General features: G+C 37.8%; 17 protein-coding genes. 13 read left to right on the top strand and 4 right to left on the bottom strand.

Annotated elements, in window-relative coordinates; genetic code table 11:
• The first annotated feature begins 1 nt into the window (after position 1).
• From GFH32_RS16515 to GFH32_RS16505, 3 genes are all read left to right on the top strand, one after another.
• Positions 2 to 1,276 (top strand): TolC family protein, encoded by a 1,275-nt coding sequence (locus GFH32_RS16515; protein WP_153512642.1) that lies wholly within the window; start codon positions 2 to 4, stop codon positions 1,274 to 1,276.
• Positions 1,277 to 1,404: 128 nt separating this feature from the next.
• Positions 1,405 to 2,886 (top strand): DUF5687 family protein, encoded by a 1,482-nt coding sequence (locus tag GFH32_RS16510; RefSeq protein ID WP_153512641.1) that lies wholly within the window; start codon positions 1,405 to 1,407, stop codon positions 2,884 to 2,886.
• Positions 2,887 to 2,913: 27 nt separating this feature from the next.
• Entirely contained in the window at positions 2,914 to 3,612 is a 699-nt protein-coding gene (locus GFH32_RS16505) for an ATP-binding cassette domain-containing protein (RefSeq protein WP_153512640.1), read from the top strand.
• Positions 3,613 to 3,750: 138 nt separating this feature from the next.
• Here GFH32_RS16505 and GFH32_RS16500 read toward each other — a convergent pair whose 3' ends face one another.
• The 4 genes from GFH32_RS16500 to GFH32_RS16485 all read right to left on the bottom strand — a co-directional run bounded on the left by GFH32_RS16500 (position 3,751) and on the right by GFH32_RS16485 (position 8,066).
• Positions 3,751 to 5,622: a M1 family metallopeptidase gene (locus GFH32_RS16500; protein ID WP_153512639.1), complete on the bottom strand. Its 1,872-nt coding sequence runs from the start codon at positions 5,620 to 5,622 to the stop codon at positions 3,751 to 3,753.
• 69 nt (positions 5,623 to 5,691) lie between these two features.
• Positions 5,692 to 6,120 (bottom strand): hypothetical protein, encoded by a 429-nt coding sequence (locus GFH32_RS18680; RefSeq protein WP_153512638.1) that lies wholly within the window; start codon positions 6,118 to 6,120, stop codon positions 5,692 to 5,694.
• A gap of 5 nt (positions 6,121 to 6,125) precedes the next feature.
• Positions 6,126 to 6,965: a WG repeat-containing protein gene (locus GFH32_RS16490; RefSeq protein ID WP_153512637.1), complete on the bottom strand. Its 840-nt coding sequence runs from the start codon at positions 6,963 to 6,965 to the stop codon at positions 6,126 to 6,128.
• 243 nt (positions 6,966 to 7,208) lie between these two features.
• On the bottom strand, positions 7,209 to 8,066 hold the full coding sequence (locus tag GFH32_RS16485) for a M23 family metallopeptidase (RefSeq protein ID WP_153512636.1): 858 nt from the start codon (positions 8,064 to 8,066) through the stop codon (positions 7,209 to 7,211).
• Between the two features lie 128 nt (positions 8,067 to 8,194).
• On the opposite strand from GFH32_RS16485, the gene mutY reads away from it, so the two are divergent.
• From mutY to miaB, 10 genes are all read left to right on the top strand, one after another.
• Positions 8,195 to 9,238, top strand: coding sequence for an A/G-specific adenine glycosylase (gene mutY, locus GFH32_RS16480; RefSeq protein ID WP_153512635.1), 1,044 nt, complete (start codon positions 8,195 to 8,197; stop codon positions 9,236 to 9,238).
• 31 nt (positions 9,239 to 9,269) lie between these two features.
• Complete coding sequence (locus tag GFH32_RS16475; protein ID WP_153512634.1) at positions 9,270 to 9,719, top strand: single-stranded DNA-binding protein; 450 nt, start codon at positions 9,270 to 9,272, stop codon at positions 9,717 to 9,719.
• Positions 9,720 to 9,784: 65 nt separating this feature from the next.
• Positions 9,785 to 10,825 (top strand): phenylalanine--tRNA ligase subunit alpha, encoded by a 1,041-nt coding sequence (gene pheS, locus GFH32_RS16470; protein WP_153512633.1) that lies wholly within the window; start codon positions 9,785 to 9,787, stop codon positions 10,823 to 10,825.
• 69 nt (positions 10,826 to 10,894) lie between these two features.
• Positions 10,895 to 11,467 carry a TetR/AcrR family transcriptional regulator gene (locus tag GFH32_RS16465; RefSeq protein WP_153512632.1) on the top strand — a complete coding sequence of 191 codons (573 nt, stop codon included), beginning with the start codon at positions 10,895 to 10,897 and terminating at the stop codon, positions 11,465 to 11,467.
• Between the two features lie 208 nt (positions 11,468 to 11,675).
• A complete protein-coding gene (gene rlmD, locus GFH32_RS16460) occupies positions 11,676 to 13,085 on the top strand; it encodes a 23S rRNA (uracil(1939)-C(5))-methyltransferase RlmD (protein WP_153512631.1) in 1,410 nt (469 codons plus the stop codon).
• Positions 13,085 to 13,477, top strand: a complete 393-nt coding sequence (locus GFH32_RS16455) for a hypothetical protein (protein WP_153512630.1) — start codon at positions 13,085 to 13,087, stop codon at positions 13,475 to 13,477. The genes rlmD and GFH32_RS16455 overlap by 1 nt, the downstream gene beginning before the upstream one ends.
• Before the next feature lie 65 nt (positions 13,478 to 13,542).
• Entirely contained in the window at positions 13,543 to 14,301 is a 759-nt protein-coding gene (locus tag GFH32_RS16450) for a hypothetical protein (RefSeq protein WP_153512629.1), read from the top strand.
• Between the two features lie 125 nt (positions 14,302 to 14,426).
• Entirely contained in the window at positions 14,427 to 15,110 is a 684-nt protein-coding gene (locus GFH32_RS16445) for an OmpA family protein (protein WP_317162866.1), read from the top strand.
• A gap of 261 nt (positions 15,111 to 15,371) precedes the next feature.
• A complete protein-coding gene (locus GFH32_RS16440; RefSeq protein ID WP_153512627.1) occupies positions 15,372 to 16,214 on the top strand; it encodes a hypothetical protein in 843 nt (280 codons plus the stop codon).
• 159 nt (positions 16,215 to 16,373) lie between these two features.
• Positions 16,374 to 17,807 (top strand): tRNA (N6-isopentenyl adenosine(37)-C2)-methylthiotransferase MiaB, encoded by a 1,434-nt coding sequence (gene miaB, locus GFH32_RS16435; RefSeq protein ID WP_153513117.1) that lies wholly within the window; start codon positions 16,374 to 16,376, stop codon positions 17,805 to 17,807.
• Positions 17,808 to 17,833 lie beyond the last annotated feature (26 nt).

Below are 17,833 nucleotides of genomic sequence, written 5' to 3'. Positions count from 1 at the left end.
TATGAGAAAGATTTTGTTTTATATGTGCTGTTTAATGCCGGTATTAGGCTATACTCAATCTTTGAGTGTCGAGCAGTTGTGGGCTGAGATGACAAAAGGGAATGCTTATCAACAAAAACAAATCGAGAAATCAATAAAAAATGAAGATTTGCAGGAACTCCGTTCTAATCGAATTCCTGTGTTCTATCTCGATGCGAATCTGCAACGAAACCTTATTATTCCAACAACACCTGTTCCAGCTATCGCCTTTGATCCGACAGCGGCGGATGGAGCCATCATTCCACTCAAATTTGCTACAAAATGGTCTTCTAAAGTTGGTGTACAGATGGAATGGGATCTTTTTGACCCAAAACGAGGAATTCAGGAGCAGCAGAAAAGGTTGGATATCGACAGGGCAAGCATTAATTTAGAAAAACAGGTTCAAGAATGGAAAATAGATGCGACGTTAGCATACGCAGCAGTTGTGTTGGCGACCGAGCAATATGCGTTGGCGGTTGAAGATTCTATTAGCTATCAAAAAATATTGACCATTGTCAAAAAACGTTATGATGAAGGAAGAGAAGGGGGGACAGAATATGTTCAAGCTCAGCAAGAGTTAGAGCGTAGGCGAATTAATTTATATGAAGCCTGGTCAGTGTTGGTTGATTCGGATTTAGAGCTCCGTCGTTTTGTAAACTTAGATAGTACCAAAGTGCTGAGTTCAAATATGAATGATATCGGCTCATTTGCGCATGCATTACGAGTGAACAACTATGAGCTAGAAACGCTGCAACTAGATCAACAAATGAATGAGTTGCAGCAGCGAGAATTAAAGAAAGGTCTATTGCCAACGGTAAAGGTTAACGCGTATCTGGGTGAGCAGTTTTATAGCAATGAATTTCGCTTAGACCGAGGGGCAGATTGGTTTGGGAATAGCTTTATCAATCTAGCGCTTAGAATTCCATTAAGTACCTATCTTTCAATACAGCCAAGTCTGCGTAAAAGTGCATTGAAACAACAATTAACGGAGCTTCAATTGGTTGAAGAACAGTATGATGATCAAATTAGGGGTCGTCAGAAAGCAGTTAAAATTGAAGCAGCAGTGAAGAAATTGGCCTCCTATCAAGCAATAGAGAAACTTTCGATCGAAAACAAGAGTATCAAAGAAAAGGAATTTGAAGCAGGTAGAATATTACTAGTTGAACTTTTACAATCTCATGCTGCATTTCAACAGGCAAAGCGTGAGCGTTGGCAAGCGTCTTATGATTTGTTGAAAATATCCTTAAAAACGGAATAGATCGATCCCGATCCGTAATAATAATTTCATATCCTGTTGTTTCCGTTATTTTTTCTTAATTTAAAGACGAGGTAGTTGCTTACTTATACTCGCTACTAGCCATTTTTTTTAAGAAACTAACTATATATATGTTCATCAGATTATTAGTCTTGGAATGGAAATCATTTTTCCGATCCGCGGGGTTTGGAAAAGGAATTGCCGTTAAATTACTTATGGGCTTTCTCGCGCTCTATTTTCTTACAGCATTTTTCTTATTTGGTGTGTCTCTATATCCTCTCTTAAAAAAATCATTCCCCGATCAGGAGCCAATCCAAATTGTAAATAAGTTCCTGCTAGTTTGGTTTTGCCTAAGTTTCGTTTTACGCCTGATTTTTCAAAATTTGCCTCTGATAAACAGCAAACCTTTGCTAATTCAAAATGTCAGTAGCGGTGCAATTGTTCACTACGCCCTTCTGAAAACTATTTATTCATTTTGGAACTTGTTGTTCTTGGTGGCTATTATTCCTTTCACTTTATTTACTTTAAAAGTCGGAGACTATAGTGGCATTCAAATGTTGGCTTGGTTTGTTGGCGTTGTTGGATGCGAATTCATCATAAATTATTTAAATCTATACGTATCGAAAAATTTCACTTCGAACTTTAAGAAGATAGTACCATTTTTACTATTGGTATTGGTTTTATATGCGTTGGAACATTTTGCTGTCTTTTCGGTTACGAATTTATTTGGCGCAATTCTGAATCTATTTTTATTATATCCGTTTATTGCTATTATCCCATTACTATTGGTCGCTCTAACCTATTTTATGTTATATAAAAATGTAGCACAGAACTTGTACTTAGACGCTTACCTACAACAAGAAAGGAAAGAATTTAAAACCTACGATTTGTCTTGGACAAATCGTTTTGGAGCAATTGCGCCATATTTACAATTGGATTTGAAACTCCTTTGGCGTGCGAAGCGTGCAAAGAATGTCTTAATCGTCTGTGTTGTTTTTCTCGGATATGGTCTTCTATTTTACGGTAATGATAAATTAAGTGGATCAAGTATGTTGATATTCGTAGGGGTTTTTCTATCGGGTATCTTCATTATTAATTTTGGACAGTTTGTGCCGGCCTGGGATAGCAGTTATTACCCACTACTGATGAGTCAAAATATGACCATGCGGCAGTATTTGGAATCGAAGGCTATTTTGATGTATGTATCGGTAGCAATTTTAGCCATATTGAGTACACCTTATCTGTACTTTGGGTGGGATATTTTTTGGATTAATATATCTTGTGCTGTTTATAATTTAGGCATCAATGTACCGTTGATTCTTTATTTTGGATCGATGAATCGAAAGCGTATAGATCTTGATAATGGAAGCGCTTTCAACTATCAAGGAATGGGTGTCGCTCAGTGGTTGGTGGGTATTCCACTGCTTTTGATTCCTATCGCCGTCTGGTCTGTAATGAAAGCTACTGTTGGGCTTGCTGCTGCAAATGCCGCACTGGTCGCAATCGGTGTAATAGGATTTTTGCTGAAAGGACCTCTATTAAACTACATTGCAACCCTTTATACTCGCAAGAAGTACATCATGTTAAAAGGCTTTAAGGAAGTAAATAATTAACGACAATCAATTGTATAACATAAGGTTATGATCGAGATAAAAGATTTGAGTAAGCATTACAATGGAGTTCAGGTGTTAAATATTCCTGAATTGAATATTAATGAAGGAGAGAGTATTGGATTAGTAGGGAATAACGGAGCCGGTAAAACAACCTTATTTAGCTTGATATTGGATTTAATACAGCCTGATTTTGGGAATGTTAAATTAAAAGGTATCCAAGTGCAGGGCGATGGAGGATGGAAGCAATTCACTACCGCATTTATTGATGAGAGTTTCTTGATCGGTTATTTGAGTCCGGGTGAATATTTTTATTTTCTCGGTGAACTTAGAGGTATGAATAAAGAGGATGTCGATCGATTTGTTTCGCAATTTGCAGAGTTTTTTAATGGAGAGGTTCTTAATCGGAAGGTTTATATCCGTGATTTATCAAAGGGTAACCAAAAGAAAGTAGGTATTATCGGTGCATTAATTGGTGAACCGGAATTGGTTATCTTGGATGAGCCATTTGCTAATTTGGATCCAACAACGCAGTTTCGCTTAAAAAGTTTACTTCTGAAATTGAAGAATGAGCATCGAGTTACGCTTCTCATCTCCAGTCATGACTTGTCGCATACGGTGGATACAGCTGACCGTATTATTGCTTTGAATAAAGGCATTATCGTCAAGGATTCGATCAAAACTGAAGAAACGCTAAGTGAATTAAATGCTTTTTTTGCAGTTGAGTGAGCATTATTGGAGTGAATTTAGTTTTCGGATAAAAAGATTTTGAGTTAAATAAAAAGGAGAGCCATTTTTGTATAAATGGCTCTCCTTTTTATTAAAAAACGTCAATGTAAGATTAGACCTTTTATCGTCTTTACTTACTTATGGTTTATAAATATTGTCCTCTTGTTTTACGTCAGCTAATCGCTGCGTTGGATCGATGATAACTTCTTTCACTTTTTTTGCAATGGATATCGTGTAGGTTGGTTTTGTCCAAAACCAATCGTCCAATACTGTTCGCTTGATGTTCTGGTATATATCAAACGACGTTTCTGCTTTTTTCTCGCCTCGCATCTCGCGTAAAGGGATATAAAATAATTCCTTGGATCCATCTTCATAAGTCACTAAAATATCTAGCGGCATTGCGAAGTCTGAATTGTTGCGGATGACAATGGCGTTTTCGGAAATATTTGATATTCCATAGTCAATTTTACGTGTCGTATTCAAGAAAAGATTGAAATACCATTTTAGGTTTATCCCAGATACCTCTTCGGCTGTGCGTTTAAAATCGTTTGGTGTTGGATGTTTGAATTTCCATTTATCGTAAAATGATAGAAACGTTTTGTGTAGGTTATCTTTCCCGATAATATATCCCAATTGTTCAGCCAATACAGCTCCTTTACTATAGGCTTCTGAACTGTAAGCAAAGTTTGTATTGTAGTAATCCGCCAATAAGCTCATTGGTTCTTCTTTGCCAGAAAGTGCCAAACGATAATAGGAATTATAAGCTGCTCCGATTGGATTTAAAGCACGAGCAGTTGGTCTTAGGAATAATTCTTGGTAGGCTAGATCTTCGATGTAGCTAGTAAATCCTTCATCGAACCATTCATCTACGGTTTCGTTTATGCCGAATAAGTGCTGATACCATGAATGGGCAGCTTCGTGAAAAATAACACCTACTAAACCTTTTAGGTCACGTCCTCCGGTCACCAAAGTGGCTGTACCATATTCCATACCACCGTCACCACCTTGTATAACTGTATAAGTTGGCCATGGATACGCTCCAAATTTCGTAGCTGTGAAGTCGAAGAATTCAGTTGCCATACCTAAGGCTGTCTTCCAATTCGAAGTCACTGTTTTATCTGTTGGAAGAAATACGGTATACACTGTAATTCCACCTTTCGACTTGGCAGAGTCTACGACAAATTTAGGGTCAGATGCCCATGCGAAGTCATGAATGTTATGTGCTTTATAGTGCCATGTTGCTTTATTTTTTTTCGCTTTGATCTTGGCATTTTTAAAGTAGCCCTTGACTTCCATTGGGTTTTGCAATTTGCCGGAGGAACCTACTACGTAGTCCTTGTCAATATGAATAGTAACATCGAAATTGCCAAAAGGAGCAACGAATTCTCGGCCTACGTATTCATCAAGATGCCATCCAAACTCATCAAAATGTGCCATTTTAGGATACCATTGTGTCATGGAAAAAGCAACACCTTCCGAAGAATTGCGTCCACTGCGACGGATTTGTTCCGGAACTTGTGCATCCCATGTTAAATCGAATGTCCCAGTACTGTTGTCTGCAATTGCGGTAGGCAATGTTACTTCTAAGATTGTTCCATCAATCTTGAAGCTTGCATCTTGTCCATTAAACTTAAGCGTTTTAATTTTTTGATACCCGATCTGTTGCGGTTTCAAAGTAGAAATTCTACTCTGCAGATTTGGTTTTTCCTTCGTACCCGTATTCTGCATCATACGGCGATCAGGATCTGGAATCACTTTTAATCGTTCATCCATCATACTACCCGGTTGAAAAGCATTAAAATAGAGATGGAAATAGACTTTATTCAATGACTGACCAGAATTATTGCTGTATTTCAAGGTCATCTTTCCTTCGTACTGGAAGGTTTTCTCGTTGACGTCAATATCCATTGTATAATCAACGCCTTGTTGCCAATAGCCTTTACGCTGTGCAAAACCTGCAAACGAAACTACTGATAAGAGTAAAACGGTTATAAAATATTTAAGTTTCATAACCCAAAAGTACAAAAATGTTTGATTGATTGATTCTGCCGGCTGTAGCGATATCGATACGTATTGGGTTTAGGCTATGATAAATTCAATCCCACGTTCTTTTAGCTGCATACTTAATTCTTCAAATTGATCCGTGTCTACAAATAGTTTGTTTCGCCAGATCCGATTCGGACTTGACTTTCCTTTTTTGTAGATCGCCAGAAGATTGCCTCCCGAACGCATATGGTTTTTGATATATTCGATTTGAGAGATGTTTATCTCCGTTGTTTTTCCTGATTTGTGAATAGTTAAAAGATCACCATCAATCGTCCAAAGAGATTCCTGGTAGCTTAACTTTGCCGCCAAGAACATGATTGCAGGAATACAAAATAAGAGAACAATAATTTTTATTATTTCACGGATATCAAAGTAAGACAGGGCAAATCCTGCTGCAAATAAGCCGCCGAGTAGAATCCAAATGAATTTTCCGCGATGTAAGGTGTGTATTTTATAGGTCATTCAGACTAGTAATTCTGTGAATTTTTTAATTCTTCTCCTTTAGGGTTAATATTAATCATTTCTTCCTCTCCAGTTTTTATAACTGAAGCTACACCATCAATAAATTGACCGGCAAAGCTATATTGAAAAGGAATAACGGTTTCTCCATTTCCATTTACATACCCGTAGCTTAAACCGTCTTTACTTGCAATAAATAGGTCGTCAATAAAGGATAGGAATAGATACTGATAATCTCCAATAATCAAAGATTGATCTTTTAGATTATAGACTTGCATATGCTGCCCGCTTAATACAACATAGTATTTTGAGTCGAATTGCATAATGCTTTCATAATTTGCAGGAACAACAACATGACCAGATTGATCAACCAATCCATACCTGTCTTCTGTAGAAAAGACTGCATAGTTGTCGATAAATGGGGCCAGTGAAGAGTAGCTTACGTTCCAGAGTGGTTTTCCATTTTTGCTCATTAAACCCGCTTTGCCTTCTTTGTTGTAAATGTATGCTTTGACAGTAGCGTCGTACAGCAGCTCATCATAACTTAATTCGACTAGTGGATTTGCATTAACGTCAATTATGCCACTTAAGTAATCTTCATTCACAACAATAAAGCAGCCGTCGATGTATTCACCAATTGAGGAATAAATGGGTTGTGTGATAATTTGTCCATCGGATGTTTTCAATCCGTAATTAAAAGTTGAGGAATCGTGATAGGCAATAAAACCTTCGCCAAGTTCGATATCACTAGATTCTTGTACGATTTCTATCTCCGTTGATTCTTCTTCTTGTGCGAAAGCACTCTGTCCCAATAAACAAAAGAGCGTTAAAGCGGTCGCTAATTTCATGTTGTCGTTAATTATTGCTCAAAAGTCCCTGTTTTTTTTGATTCTGCAAAAAGAGAATCGTGAATTTTATTAACAATGGAGTATAGATTGATTAACGGGTGATTCAGCCGTTTGGTTTGTATCAATAAGTATCGCTTTTTAGCAGTCTTATTCGATAGGAATAGAATAAAAAAGCATTGAACTGGAGGTTCAATGCTTTTTACTTTTGATAAATTATGATAGGTGGTTAGTATTCGTCTCTTACTAAAATTTTAACGTCTTCTCTGGATTGATCTTAGTGCCGTGGCTTAATAGCTCGTAATGTAAGTGTGGTCCAGTCGACCTTCCTGTGTTGCCTAAGCTTCCAATGGTTTGACCGGCTTCGACGCGTTGCCCCTCACGAACTTTTGTTCTTGAAAGGTGTGCATATCTCGTCTCCCAACCATTGCTGTGTTCAATTATGATCACTCGACCGTATTGCCCTTTGTATCCTGCATGAACTACTTTGCCAGCAGCGGTTGCTTTTATAGCCTCTCCTGTATTTCCTTTGATGTCAATACCAGAATGCATTTCTCTACCTTTATTGGTAAATGGGTTACGACGATAACCAAATTGGGATGTTATCTTTCCGTGATGAGGGATTCCAAGTGGAATACCTTCTAACTTCTTGTCCAGATTTTTTAACTCTTTTTTGTAAAATTTGGTTAACTCTTCTAAGTTTAATTCCTCCTCTACTGGACCACCAACGTTTTTAATTTTAGGGGCAATATCTTTTAACCCTCTTTTACGCATTTTGGTATTAATCTGGTTGAGTGTACTATCAATGGCGTCAAAGGATTTTTGGACTTGCTCCATACTCATTTGATTGGATGCTTCCTCGGTTGCAAGCGATTGTTTTGCCGCTTCTAGGGCTTTCACTTTTTGAGTTAACTCTTTTTCGTAACGCTCGCTGGTGTTTTTTGTTGCGAGATATACAATAGTACCGCAGGCTAGGCATATCAATATTACACCTAAGCCAAGAATTCGTTTCCAGTTTTTTACGATAAAAGTTGGAACTTGAATCTTGCGATCAGAATCTCCGTTGGCGTCTAGAATGACAACGGAAGTCTTTTGTTTAATCATAGTAATTACTTCTCTAAATACTGCTAGTCGAATTGCTAATTTATAGTAAGTCAAGTTTATTTAATGATTTTTTAACATTTAATAACTCCAGATGGATTGAATTTTAGAATAATTTTCATCTTTGTATCATGTCGTTTTCAGCACGTATCCTTGATTGGTATCAACAGCATAAAAGAGCTCTGCCATGGCGAGAAACTAAGAATCCTTATGTAATTTGGCTATCAGAGATTATTCTTCAACAAACAAGAGTTGAGCAAGGAACTCCATATTTTTTTCGATTTGTAGAGGAATATCCAAATGTAACAAAGTTCGCCGAAGCAGAAGAGGATAATATCTTGCGCTTGTGGCAAGGGTTGGGTTATTATTCACGTGCGCGAAATATGCATAAGGCTGCAAAACAAGTTGTTGATCTTTATGATGGCGTCTTTCCAACGCATTATAGTACGCTCTTATCGCTCCCTGGTATTGGCGAATACACTGCTGCTGCGATTGCGTCATTCTCCGAGAATCATGCGCATGCAGTATTAGATGGTAACGTCTTTCGAGTTCTTTCGCGATATTTTGGGATCGAAGAACCAATTAATTCTACCATTGGTAAGAAGTTGTTTTCGAAGCTTGCGGATGAATTATTAGATCAGCATCACCCAGGCGAGTACAATCAAGCGATGATGGATTTTGGAGCATTGCAATGTAAGCCAAAGAATCCCGATTGTAGTGTCTGCCCTTTGCGTGTCGACTGTGTCGCTTATGCAAATAGTTTGCAGGCGGAATTACCTAAGAAAATTAAAGGGAAGAAAAGTAGGGATCGATATTTTCATTACTTCATTATTGAACAAGATGGAAAAGTGTTAATGTCGCAACGTCCAGATGGAGATGTTTGGACAAATTTGTTTGAGTTTCCCATGTTAGAAACGGCGAACGCTCTTTCGATAGAGGACTTACAAATATCCAGCGAATTCTACGAACTATTTGGGAATTCAACGATTTATCCGATTGGTGGTTTACAAAAGCATGTGCTCAGTCATCAGAATATTTACGCAAGCTTCTATAGAATGGATTATTCCGGTGTTGATTTGCCGAAAAAAAACAGTTGGAATTATTATTTGTTGGGAAATTTAGATAAATTAGCTAAACATAAACTGATTAGCTCCTTCATTGAGCGACATTTTTAGTGCTAACTAATCCTAAATTATTGATTATTGTATGTCTGGAGTAAACAAAGTTATTTTAGTAGGACATTTGGGTAAGGACCCTGAAATCCGTTATCTGGAAGGGAATGTAAGTGTGGCAAGTTTTCCCTTGGCCACTTCCGAAACCTTTAGTAAAGACGGCAAGCGAATAGAGCAAACAGAGTGGCATAATATTGTCCTTTGGCGAGGCTTGGCAGACGTTGCTGTAAAATACCTGAGTAAAGGTAAGCTCGTCTATATCGAAGGAAAGTTGAGGACCAGATCCTATGAGGATAAAGAGGGGATCCGTCGATATACGACAGAAATTGTCGCTGAGAGTTTTAACCTTTTAGGTCGTCGATCAGATTTTGAACCGCAAAATCCACAAGGAACATCTACCAATGCCTCAACTGTGGAAGTTGAAAAAGAACAATCTGTTGATTTCACGGAGAATAATGATGATAATGATGGCTTGCCATTTTAACATTTGCCTAAATTAATTACCAAACCTTATCATAAACTTTTTAAAATTTGCTGTATCTTTGGCGCATGTTGCAAGATAAAATAACGCAGTATACCCAAGAGATTGAAGCATTTGCTCCAAGTTCAGTACAAGACGTGGAGGCATTCCGTCTTAAGTTTTTGGTGTCGAAGGGCATCGTCAAGAGTTTGTTCGAAGAATTCAAAACAGTTTCCTCGGAAGAGAAACGTGTATTGGGAAAAGTATTGAACGAGTTCAAGCAATTAGCAGAAAACAAGTTTCAAGAAGCTTCAGAGCAATTTGCGAGTCAAGCTGATAGTAGTCAAAATAAGAAAGAAGGCGATTTAACGCTTCCTGGTCAAGGTTTCACTTTAGGGTCGAGACATCCGTTGTCATTGGTTCGTAAGGAAATTGTAGAGATTTTCAAGAAATTAGGCTTCGTTGTTGCTGAAGGAAATGACATTGAAGATGATTGGCATAATTTCTCTGCATTAAACTTTGCGCCTGAACATCCAGCGCGCGATATGCAGGATACATTCTTTATTAAGAAACAGGATGGTAACGATGTTGTGTTGCGTACGCATACATCATCCGTACAAGTTCGACTAATGGAGCAAGGTCAGCCGCCGTTTCGTGCGATTATGCCTGGTCGTGTCTACCGCAATGAAGCGATTTCTGCTCGTGCACATTGTTTCTTCCATCAAGTGGAGGGATTGTATGTGGATGAGGAAGTCTCGTTTGCAGATTTAAAGCAGACACTTTACCATTTCGTCAAGGAACTTTATGGTGATGATACAAAAGTACGTTTCCGTCCTTCATACTTTCCATTTACGGAACCTTCTGCAGAGATGGATATCTCTTGTACAATTTGTAAAGGTGCCGGTTGTCAGATGTGTAAATATTCTGGCTGGGTAGAAATCCTAGGCTGTGGAATGGTTGATCCTAATGTGTTAGAAAACTGTGGGGTCGATAGTAAAAAATATTCTGGTTTTGCTTTCGGTATGGGTATCGAACGCATTACAAACCTTAAATACGAAATTCGGGATTTAAGGTTATTCTCTGAAAATGATGTTCGTTTCTTGTCTCAGTTTGAGACGGAAATCATTTAAGGAACGAAATACATATTCTATGTTGCTCCACTCATGAGCAACATAGAATTATAATCTTTAAACTAGTTAATGGAAGATAAAATAGTCATAGCAATAAAGAAGTCAGCACGCGAACTTTTTAGAAAGTATGGCTATAATAAAACTAGTGTAAATGAACTTGCGAAAAATGCTTGTATAGCTAAAGCTACCTTTTATAAATATTTTGCTAGTAAAGAGTTAATTCTGCATGCGGTCCTAATGGACTACATTGAAGAGAATGTATCCGATATCTTGAATAAACATGTCAACGAGAAGGATTTGGCGACTTTTTTAGCAAATACAATTTTGAAAGTAAGTCGTGTTACTTATACAGTCTGTAATGAATTTGTTGGTTGGGAGTTTCTTCGTGAGTCGGCGAACGCTCAAGAGTACTTAAAGATTCTTTCTGACGATTTGGAGTTCCTTTTGCTTCGTTCATTTATGCAGAATGAAACAATCAGTGCAACGATTCCTGAAGAACGTCTCACGTTCTTAATTAAGTGTAGTAAAAATATCGTCTTCTCCTTCGCATTTACAGCTGTTTCTGTGGGGGATGTTCGTAAAAATTTTATTTCATTTCAAAAAGATATGCTCCCATATTTGGTGGAGGCTACATTGCTTTAAATTATTGCGTTCTAACCGACGTAGTTGCGGTTTTGTCGAAAGATTTAAAACATACTTTTTTCCTATGATAAGTATGTAGCAAGCGGACAGTTTAAGCTTTCAAAAGTCGGCTTCTATTTCACCCCAAGTTCCAAAACATATTGACCCCTGTCTTGTCTTTTATAGGCAGTAAAAAATCTCATATCTAATCCGTATTTTTGCAGCCAATATGGGAAGAAGAATCGCTCAAGATAAAAAGTTTATATCCGATCTGTCAATTATTGATATTGCAGAAGAGGGAAAAGGTGTAGCTAAGCAAGATAATTTAGTTTATTTTATTGAGCGCGCTGTGCCAGGGGATGTGGTTGACGTGGAGTTAATGCGCAAGAAGAAGAGTTTTGTAGAAGGGCGTGTTACTGCAATTAAGCAAGCGTCGGAATATCGCGTAGATCCCTTTTGTTCTCATTTTGGAGTATGTGGAGGTTGTAAATGGCAACATATGACCTATGATGCACAGCTGAAGTTTAAGGAACAATATGTTGGTAATGCACTTTCCCGTATAGGTAAAGTTGATGTCTCCGATATGGAGCCAATTTTAGCTTCAGAACAAACTAGTTACTATCGTAATAAATTAGAGTATACTTTTTCTAATAAGCGTTGGTTAACAGATCTTGACGATGTGCAACCCGGTGATTCCATGGATGCCCTAGGGTTCCATGTGCCAGGACGCTTCGACAAGATTTTGACAGTTGATCATTGCTATCTTCAACAAGATCCTTCAAATGATTTACGTAATTCGATTTTTGAATTTGCGAAGGCGAATGAGATCTCATTCTATGACCTAAAACAACATGAAGGCGCCCTAAGAAATCTAATTATCCGAACTTCTTCTACTGGAGAATTGATGGTAATTGTTGTTTTTGCTTATCCTGAAGAAGAACAGGTTGATTTATTAATGAAATTTATTCAAGATAAATTCCCGAGTATTACTTCTTTACAATATATAATCAATCAAAAACGAAACGACACTATTTTTGACCAGGATATTGAGGTTTTCTCGGGTCGTGATTTTATATATGAAGAGATGGAAGGCTTAAAATTTAAAGTAGGTCCTAAGTCTTTTTATCAAACGAATTCACGTCAAGCTTATGAGTTGTATAAGATTACACGTGAATTTGCTGATTTACAAGGTGATGAGTTGGTTTATGACTTATATACTGGTGCAGGAACAATTGCAAATTTCGTTGCGAAGACTGCTAGAGAAGTTGTTGGAGTCGAGTATGTGCCAACAGCAATCGAAGATGCTAAGGTTAACTCGCAGATTAACGGTATTGTTAATACAAAGTTTTTTGCCGGTGATATGAAGGATGTTTTGACGAGTGATTTTGTTAAAGAACATGGAAAACCTGACGTTGTAATCACGGATCCTCCACGTGCAGGCATGCACGCTGATGTTGTAGAGCGTATATTGGAAATGGAAAGTGAAAAAGTTGTCTACGTGAGTTGTAATGCTGCAACGCAGGCACGCGACCTTGAAATGTTGCAAAGCAAGTATGAAGTTTCTCGTATCAAACCTGTGGATATGTTTCCGCATACGCAACACGTAGAAAATGTGGTCTTATTAAAGCTAAGAAAATAATGGATTTACAAGATTTGCTAAATAAGCAAGAAGGAGACAATCAAAGCCCAAAGGCAAAGAGTCCCTTAGTTAGCTTAAAAGCTGATTTAGATTTTTACAAAGAAGCTATTCAGGAAGTTGCGGTTGAATTAATGGCCGAAGGCTATACCCTATATCCTATTTTTGTTGCACATCAGCATGAGGTGGATTTGGGAGAAGTTATTTTAGATCGCGCTGAATTAAATACAGCTTGGACAGTTCATGCAAGTTCCTTAGAAGAGTTTATCGAGAAGGGCTTGATTGAGGAAGACAAGCGTGCTTATTTTGAAAAAAGCTTTAAGCCAGCAAATGAGTTTATGTGTCTGTTTGTAGTCGTTCCAGAAGGGGCTAATTTCGTGTTTTATCCCTATTAAGTGGATTCTTTTTTAAACTATTTAACATTTGCCAGTCTAAACTATTGCTACCTTTAGCATATTATATGTATAGAAAAATAAAAAATATTATCCTTTTAAGTGTATTGCTAAGCTTTGGTTGTGCGTTCTCCTTACGTGCGCAAGAGGCTGGATCGATTTCCGGTTTAGTGCTAGAAAAGGGGACGAGTTCAAGGATTGTCGATGTTAATATTAACAATTTAAAAAACGGGCAGTCAACTCGGACAAATGCTTATGGAGTATTTACCATTTTTGCATCTGTAGGTGATACATTATCTTTTAATAAAGTGGGGTTCGGGCCAACGAAGACCGTTGTTAGAACTTTAGAGGATATTTTAGTTGATCTTCAATCTGGCCTAACAATAGAGACCGTTATTGTAACTCGTAGTTCGAAAGAAGCTGAAATGCGCGGTTATTTGGACGAGTATAAAAAGAAGGGAGTTTACAACGGAGGCCATAATAAATTCGGAACTTATCTAGCGAGTCCTGCCACTGCACTTTATAATCTATTTGGGCAAGAAGCGAAGAATGCAAAGCGTTTTGAAAAATATATGAACCAAGAAGTGGAAGCAACTAAAGTGGATCGTATTTTCAACAGAACATTAGTTACTCAATTGACAAAATTAGAGGGCGATGATCTGCAGTCCTTCATGGATTTATATAGACCTTCCTACAGCACAGCGCAGCATTGGGGGCAATATGATATTATGACCTATATTACCAACTCATTTAAATCTTGGGATGCACAAGGGCGTCCAAAGTCTACGCGTCTTCCAAAGCTGGAAATCCCTGAGCAACAAAAATAAATAGCTGACAGTCAGCAGATTGAATATCGCTTGTTTAGTTGTTATTGACTTTGGCATTGGCTTTGCAAAATATCTGTTACTGAAACAAATTAGAAATATTAAGAATAAAATTAGTGGTTATGAAAATGAATAAAAGATTAGCGGTTTATGGATTGACAGTTGCGACTTCAGCGATGTTGTTTGCTAGCTGTTCAACTATTCAAAATACAAGTAGCACAACAAAAGGTGCTGTAGTTGGTACTGCTGCTGGTGGTGCTATTGGTGCATTAATTGGTGGCAAAGCTGGTAATACGGCAGTTGGTGCCATTGCTGGTGCTGTAATTGGTGGTGCGGCAGGTACATTGATTGGTAAGAAAATGGACAAACAAGCGAAAGAAATCGAGAATACGGTTGCTGGAGCTGAGGTTGAGCAAGTGGGTGAGGGTATTTTAGTAAAGTTTGATTCAGGAATCTTATTTGATTTCAACAGTACAGCGTTAAAATCTACTGCGAAAACCAACATTGCTAAATTAGTAGAAACATTAAACAAAGAACCAGATACTGAAATTCTTGTTTTAGGTCATACTGATAATGTAGGTACATTACAAGCAAACCAAAAGGTTTCTGATGGTCGTGCCGCGTCTGTGAAGTCATATGCAGTATCTCAGGGTATCGCGAGTGGCCGTATCAGAACAGAAGGTAAGAATTATTCAGAGCCAATTTCATCTAACGATACTGAAACTGGTAGAGCGGAAAACCGTCGTGTAGAGATTGTGATTGTTGCAAGTAAGAAAATGCAAGAACAAGCGAAACAAGAAGCCGGTCAATAAGCTTAATTGTTTCTCGAGATATTTTCGATCGAGCGAGCTAAAGTTAATTTTAGCTCGCTCGATCTTTTTTTTGTGGTTTCAGGGCTACATTATTAAGATTAAGTGATTCTTCTTTTTGCCACATTTGAGCTATGTCCATATTTTTACATTCAATTTATTTCCTTAAAAAAATGTATTTTACTCTGATTTCTAATTCGCAGTCTCTTCAAACCACATTGATGCTTGTAATTTGGATTCTAAATATTAACTAAAACTGTTTTGATGAAAAAGGTTTTTATTTCATTTGCTGATGATGCGATGGCGTATTCGTTGAAGCGAGTTGGGAAATTGGCAAGAGATACAGGTTTGTTTACTGATGTTATTTTGTATACACCCAATACTTTGCCGGAAGTAATTAAGGACTCTCCCTTGTTAAGTTATCGACGCGGTGCTGGTTATTGGGCCTGGAAACCGGCTATAATTTGGGAGACTTTACAAAAATTTGAAGAAGGAACTGTTGTTGTATATTCTGACGCTGGAAATACTATTTGTAAATCGGATCAGTGGGAGGAGTATTTTAAATTGCTTGATAAGTTTGATACAGTTTGTTTTGCATATAAAGATGTTATGCTTGAATGGGAGAAATTTGGTCAGTCTTCAACTAAAATTGGGTATTGGACAAAGCAGTCAACTCAAAATTTCTTTAAAGAGATTCTCAAAGATCAAGATTACGGTTTCAAATATAATAAAATCATGGGCGGTGTTTTTCTTGTTAGAGGCAAATCGAATGAATTTATTAGGCGTTGGCTATCTATCACATTGGAACATCCTGAACTAATAATTGATCCGACAGAAGAGGAAAAAAAAGCCGAGAGTGCAACTCTAGCCTATCATAAACACGACCAATCGATAATAACACCTCTAGCTCATCTTTATAAAGATAGTGTTTATATCATGCACGACAAGGCGGAGGATGATGGTAATAGTGCTTTTTTTGCGAGTCGCGTTCGAACTAAAACCAAAAACGATTATTATAAATTGGTCATGCGTAATAGCTTAAGGAAATTGTTGGGAGTCGACTTTTACAACACTTTGAAAAGCTCTATTTTGAAGAAAAAGCGTTAGCAAACATCACATAAAATGCTGTGTGGAAATTTGAAGATTTGTGGCGGGGCTATCCCTCATTTATCTCACTAATTTATTTGTTAAATTTTAGTCAACTGCTGACAAACTGTCATTTCTTTTCGTTTTTATTAGTAACTTTGTATTCTTTGAAAAATGACTATGCTAGAGTTATCACATACTACGAAAACACATGATGAGACGCGCCAAGGGGAAGCTTTGGAGTTGGTGCCTACTGGATTGTCGAATGGTCGTAAGCTTTATATAGAAAGCTACGGTTGCCAAATGAACTTTTCAGATAGTGAGATTGTTGCTTCAATTCTTATGGAAAAGGGATATGAAACAACTCGAGATTTTAGGGATGCGGATGTGGTTTTTATAAATACCTGTTCTATTCGCGAAAATGCAGAGACTCGCGTTCGTAATCGGTTGAAAGAGTTTGAGTCGGCCAAAGCTAAGAATCCAGGGATGGTTGTCGGTGTTTTAGGTTGTATGGCAGAGCGCTTGAAAGCAAAGTTCTTAGAAGAAGAGAAGTTGGTAGATGTAGTTGTTGGTCCAGATGCCTATCGGGATCTACCGAATCTAATTGAAAAAGTTGACGAGGGTGGGCGTGCAGTGAATGTATTGCTATCTCGTGAAGAGACATATGCCGATATTAGTCCTGTTCGTTTAAATTCAAATGGTATTTCTGCTTTCATTTCCATTATGCGTGGATGTGATAATATGTGTTCTTTCTGTGTAGTCCCTTTTACTAGAGGGAGAGAGCGAAGTAGAGATGTTGAATCAATTGTAAAGGAAGCACAGGGGTTATTCGATGCCGGTTATAAAGAAGTTACTTTATTGGGGCAAAATGTTGATTCTTATAAATATACTGCGCCAGTTTCGGAAGGTGAAACTCCTAAAGAAACTGTAAACTTTGCGCAATTATTGGCGCTCGTTGCTGACGTCAGTCCGGAACTTCGCGTTCGTTTTTCCACTTCTCACCCAAAAGATATCACAGACGAAGTTCTTCATACCATGTCTCGTTATGAGAATATTTGCAAGTACATTCATTTACCTGTTCAATCGGGGAATAGTAGAGTATTGGAGTTAATGAACAGAACATACGATAGAGAATGGTACATGGAAAGAGTTGATGCTATTCGTCGCATTATTCCTACTTGCGGCATCTCTACGGATGTGATTACCGGATTCTGTACAGAAACAGAGGAAGAGCATAAAGAAACGTTATCAATGATGGAATATGTGAAGTATGACTTCGCGTATATGTTTGCTTATTCTGAGCGTCCAGGTACATTGGCTGCAAAGCGTTACGCTGACGACATCCCGGAAGACGTTAAAAAACGTCGATTAACTGAGGTTGTTGATCTACAACGAGAGCACAGCTTGTATCGTGTTGAGAATTTCGTTGGAAAAGTGCATCGTGTTTTGATTGAAGGCTTTTCGAAACGTTCCGATAAAGATTTTTGTGGTAGAAATGATCAAAATACAATGGCTGTTTTTCCAGTAGATGAACGCTATAAGGTGGGAGATTACGTTAATGTACTGGGCGTGAGCTGTACTTCAGCAACATTAATTGGAAAGATCGTAGACTAATATTTATTTCAAAAAATAAAGATTTA

It is taken from the genome of Sphingobacteruim zhuxiongii, from assembly GCF_009557615.1.
Classification (GTDB): Bacteria; Bacteroidota; Bacteroidia; order Sphingobacteriales; family Sphingobacteriaceae; genus Sphingobacterium; species Sphingobacterium zhuxiongii.
The sequence above is the reverse complement of the archived record's forward strand: the minus strand, read 5'-3'. Positions and strand labels throughout refer to the sequence as shown.

Excerpts from the sequence above, each read along its gene's own strand:
- GFH32_RS16515 (WP_153512642.1), top strand. The coding sequence starts at position 2 with ATGAGAAAGATTTTGTTTTATATGTGCTGTTTAATGCCGGTATTAGGC.
- GFH32_RS16510 (WP_153512641.1), top strand. The coding sequence starts at position 1,405 with ATGTTCATCAGATTATTAGTCTTGGAATGGAAATCATTTTTCCGATCC.
- GFH32_RS16505 (WP_153512640.1), top strand. The coding sequence starts at position 2,914 with ATGATCGAGATAAAAGATTTGAGTAAGCATTACAATGGAGTTCAGGTG.
- GFH32_RS16500 (WP_153512639.1), bottom strand. The coding sequence starts at position 5,622 with ATGAAACTTAAATATTTTATAACCGTTTTACTCTTATCAGTAGTTTCG.
- GFH32_RS18680 (WP_153512638.1), bottom strand. The coding sequence starts at position 6,120 with ATGACCTATAAAATACACACCTTACATCGCGGAAAATTCATTTGGATT.
- GFH32_RS16490 (WP_153512637.1), bottom strand. The coding sequence starts at position 6,965 with ATGAAATTAGCGACCGCTTTAACGCTCTTTTGTTTATTGGGACAGAGT.
- GFH32_RS16485 (WP_153512636.1), bottom strand. The coding sequence starts at position 8,066 with ATGATTAAACAAAAGACTTCCGTTGTCATTCTAGACGCCAACGGAGAT.
- mutY (WP_153512635.1), top strand. The coding sequence starts at position 8,195 with ATGTCGTTTTCAGCACGTATCCTTGATTGGTATCAACAGCATAAAAGA.
- GFH32_RS16475 (WP_153512634.1), top strand. The coding sequence starts at position 9,270 with ATGTCTGGAGTAAACAAAGTTATTTTAGTAGGACATTTGGGTAAGGAC.
- pheS (WP_153512633.1), top strand. The coding sequence starts at position 9,785 with ATGTTGCAAGATAAAATAACGCAGTATACCCAAGAGATTGAAGCATTT.
- GFH32_RS16465 (WP_153512632.1), top strand. The coding sequence starts at position 10,895 with ATGGAAGATAAAATAGTCATAGCAATAAAGAAGTCAGCACGCGAACTT.
- rlmD (WP_153512631.1), top strand. The coding sequence starts at position 11,676 with ATGGGAAGAAGAATCGCTCAAGATAAAAAGTTTATATCCGATCTGTCA.
- GFH32_RS16455 (WP_153512630.1), top strand. The coding sequence starts at position 13,085 with ATGGATTTACAAGATTTGCTAAATAAGCAAGAAGGAGACAATCAAAGC.
- GFH32_RS16450 (WP_153512629.1), top strand. The coding sequence starts at position 13,543 with ATGTATAGAAAAATAAAAAATATTATCCTTTTAAGTGTATTGCTAAGC.
- GFH32_RS16445 (WP_317162866.1), top strand. The coding sequence starts at position 14,427 with ATGAATAAAAGATTAGCGGTTTATGGATTGACAGTTGCGACTTCAGCG.
- GFH32_RS16440 (WP_153512627.1), top strand. The coding sequence starts at position 15,372 with ATGAAAAAGGTTTTTATTTCATTTGCTGATGATGCGATGGCGTATTCG.
- miaB (WP_153513117.1), top strand. The coding sequence starts at position 16,374 with ATGCTAGAGTTATCACATACTACGAAAACACATGATGAGACGCGCCAA.